Annotated in this window: 3 protein-coding genes; all 3 read right to left on the bottom strand. The window is 73.1% G+C overall.

Features of this window, described 5'->3' with window-relative positions; all coding sequences use genetic code 11:
* On the bottom strand, positions 1-897 hold an 897-nt coding region (locus tag ACOJUF_RS26250), incomplete at its 3' end, for a DEAD/DEAH box helicase (RefSeq protein ID WP_420124748.1).
* Between the two features lie 144 nt (positions 898-1,041).
* A complete protein-coding gene (locus tag ACOJUF_RS26245; RefSeq protein WP_420124747.1) occupies positions 1,042-1,584 on the bottom strand; it encodes a DUF6325 family protein in 543 nt (180 codons plus the stop codon).
* Positions 1,585-1,729: 145 nt separating this feature from the next.
* The gene (locus tag ACOJUF_RS26240; RefSeq protein ID WP_420124746.1) at positions 1,730-3,328 is read right to left on the bottom strand and encodes a DUF2252 domain-containing protein; all 1,599 of its coding nucleotides are present in this window, start codon (positions 3,326-3,328) and stop codon (positions 1,730-1,732) included.
* Between the last annotated feature and the right edge of the window lie 285 nt (positions 3,329-3,613).

Raw genomic sequence — 3,613 nt, 5'->3', positions numbered from 1 at the left:
GTCGCAGCCGGCCCGGGAGAAGATGAAGGTGATGGCCGGCAGCAGCCCGGCGCCGTCCAGCCGCTCGATCACGTCGACCCGCCCCGGCGGCCGCCACCGCGGCCCGCCCGGGCCGCGGCCCCGCTCACCCCGGCGCCCGGGCCGGCCGCCGCCGAAGCGGTCCGCGATGGCCTCGGCGTCGTGGATCGCCCGGGTCAGGGCCGGGTCGATGCGCACGGCACCGCCGGCCGCCGGCGCGCTCTCGCTCACCCCGAACAGGTCGTAGAGCCGGCGCCCGACCATCATGTGCTGCCACAGCGGCACCGGCCGCACCTCGTCGACCACGACCGACAGCTCGCCCCGCACCTCGGCCAGCCAGGCGCCGAACTCCTCGGCGTTGGACACCGTCGCCGACAGGCCCACCACCGACACCTCGGCGGCCAGGTGCAGGATGACCTCCTCCCAGACCGGCCCGCGGAACTTGTCGGCCAGGTAGTGGACCTCGTCGAGCACCACGTGGGTCAGGCCGACCAGGTCGGGCGAGCCGGCGTAGAGCATGTTGCGCAACACCTCGGTGGTCATCACGACTACCGGCGCGTGCGCGTTGACCGACGTGTCGCCGGTCAGCAGGCCGACCCGCTCCGGCCCGTACTGGGCGATGAGGTCGGCGAACTTCTGGTTCGACAGGGCCTTGATCGGCGTGGTGTAGAAGCACTTGCCGCCCGAGGCGAGGGCCAGGTGCACCGCGAACTCGCCCACCACGGTCTTGCCGGCCCCGGTGGGCGCGCAGACCAGGACACCACGCCCGTCCTCCAGCACCCGGCAGGCGTCGATCTGGAACCGGTCGAGGCCGAACGGGCGGGTCAGCGCGAACTCCGCCAGACGCGGGTACGAGGCCCGCTCGGCCCGGGAGGCCATCGCATGGGCGTACCGATCGGCGGGCGAGACGTCCGTCCCCTCCGCCCAGCCGTGTCGCGTCACCGGTCCAGGGTGTCACACGCGGCGGCCGGCCCGGGGCACCCTGGGCACGCGCGGTCCGGCCGGCGGGGTCCGGCCGGGTGGCTAGGATTTGCCGGCGTCGGCGTCCTCGTCGGCCTTGATCTCGGCCGCGACCTGGTCGACCAGGGCCTGCGCCTCCAGCTCGGTCTCGATCTCCTCGGTCAGCTCCTGCGCCAGCTCGGCCTCGGCCGCGGCCAGCAGCTGCTGCACCGGGATCCGGCCGCTGGCCACCAGCTGCCCGCCCGAGCGACGGACGGCCGACGCGAGCGGCGCCGCCCACAGGTTCTCGTAGATCAGCAGCGCGGCCGTGCTGCCCGGCTCCAGCTCGGCCGCGGTGGCGGCCACGTCCTCGTCGGAGAGCAGTTCGGCCAGGTCCCGTTCGATCTCCCGCAGCTCGGCCAGCGGCCCCTCCTGCAGATCCTCGAACTCGAAGGCCTCGTACGACCCGTCGTCGTTCTTGCGGATCACCGCCAGGTCCAGGACCCGGACGACCCCGTGCCGGACCAGGGCCAGCAGCTCCGGCAGGATCTCACCGTTGAACTGGCTGCCGGGGAACTCCACCACCAGGTAGTCCACCGGGCCGAGTTCGTCGATGGGTTCGGTCATCACGTGCCTTTCGTCGAGACGTCTGCAGCTGCGGTCGGGAGGGTCGCCCGCGGCCGCCCGCGACCGGGGAGCCGGACGGAACCGGCCGAGCCGCGCCCGACCCGGCGGGCGCGAGCATATCCGGCCCGGGCGGCCGGACGCGGCCCTACAGGCCCCGCTGCACCGGCAGCCGGCCGGAGTCGATCGCGGCGGTGAACGCCTGGTAGTCCAGCTCGTTCTGGTCCGCGTAGCGCACCGCGAAGTCGGTCATGGCCCGCTCGAACGTGTCGTCGGTGCCCAGGTAGGCGGTCAGGGCGACGACGTCCCCGGACCGGGCGTGGGCCCGGGCCAGCGTCCAGCCGCACAGCTCGGCGTAGAAACTCATCGCCATCGGGCTCATCGCCTCGACGTCGGCCGAGGTCTTCATGTCCCGCAGCTGGCGCCAGTAGTAGAAGCGATCGTTCTGCACGCCCTTGGTCCAGCCCAGGAAGATGTCGCTGGCGGCCTGCATCATCCGCTGGCCCCGGACGACCCGCTCGCCGGCGTTGGCGTAGCGGCTGGCCGGCAGATGGTCCTCCAGCACCGACCGGGTCGCCTCCTTGACCTGGAGGAACAGGGGGTCGTGCTCGTCGCGGCCCTGGAGCAGGACGATGAAGGCGCGGGTGCCGACGCTGCCGACGCCAACCACCTTGCGGGCCATGTCGACGAACGAGAACTTCTCCAGCAGGTACCGGCGGTCGGGCTCCAGCGTGGCCCGGTACTCGCGGAACTGGTTGCGCAGCAGCGACTCGAGCGCGTCCGGGGACAGGCCGTTGGCGGTGGCCTGCCCGGCGTAGTCCCGGATCGGCACGACGATCGGCGGCTGGCTGACGATCCGGTACTGGCCGTCGACCAGTTCACCCAGCTTCGACAGCGCCTGCAGCGAGTCCCGGGTCCGCGCCTTGTCCATGTTCTTCTGCAGGTTCCGGGCGGCGCGGGCCAGATCGTCGCCGGTCGGGCCGGCCGTGTCCGCCCGGTCCTTCACCGGGCGGTCCTTGGCGCCCTTGGCCTTCGCCTTGCCCTTGGCCTTCTCGGCCTTGGCCTTGTCCGCCTTGGCCTTCTCGGCCTTCGCCTTGTCGGCCTTCGCCTTGTCCGCCTTCGCGGTGGCGGCGGGCTCGGTCTGGGCGGCCAGCTTGACCAGGGCGCTCTTGATGGTGTCCTCGGACAGGTGGGTGTACCAGAGCTCCATGGTGCCCATTCCCGCGAACTCGGCCATCGCGGTGCGGTAGCGGTGCGCGGCGGCCAGCGCCGTGGCGGCGCTCTGCTCGGCCGTGAACCCGTTGTTGCGCCCGGCGATGACGAAGCTGGCGACCAGCCGCTTGACGTCGTACTCGATCGGGCCGGGCAGGGTCTCGTCGAAGTCGTTCAGGTCGAACACCAGGCGCCGCTCGGGCGAGGCGAAGCCGCCGAAGTTCGACAGGTGGGCGTCCCCGCAGAGCTGGGCGTCCAGCCCGCCGGTCGGCGTGCCGGCCAGATCGGCGGCCATGATCTTGGCCGCCCCGCGGTAGAAGGTGAACGGCGACACCGCCATCCGACCGTGCCGTACCGGCACCAGGTCGGGCTCGCGGGTCGTGTTCTGCTGCTCCAGCAGCGCCACCGGATCGAACCGGTCGGCGGCGGGGGTCCACCCCAGTTGCCGCTCCAGCGGGGTCTTCTCCCGCGCGTCCGCGCCCTTGGCCTGCCGGTCGGCGACGGAAAGGTGGGTGAGGATCTTGGCGGTGGCCACGGGAGCCCTCCTGATCGGTCGGACACGGCGCCGGACGACGAACCGGACGCCGTGGTGCGAACGCACCGTTGTGCTGCACAGCACACCCCGGCCACCGGGTGCTCGGCATCATCCCAACCGAATGGGACGCCCGCAGCCGGGGCGGATCAGGTGACGTCCCCCAGGTCGTCCCCCAGGTCGTGATAGCCCCGCCGCGGCGCCCGGCCGGGCGCCGCCCCGCCCGATCCGCCCGGGCCGGCGGCTCCCCGCACCGGCCGCGGGGCGCCGACCGGCGCGGCGGGCGCG

The organism is Nakamurella sp. (assembly GCF_048594475.1).
Taxonomy (GTDB): Bacteria; Actinomycetota; Actinomycetes; order Mycobacteriales; family Nakamurellaceae; genus Nakamurella.
This window is presented reverse-complemented; position numbering and strand designations above follow the sequence as displayed.

Excerpts from the sequence above, each read along its gene's own strand:
- ACOJUF_RS26245 (WP_420124747.1), bottom strand. The coding sequence starts at position 1,584 with ATGACCGAACCCATCGACGAACTCGGCCCGGTGGACTACCTGGTGGTG.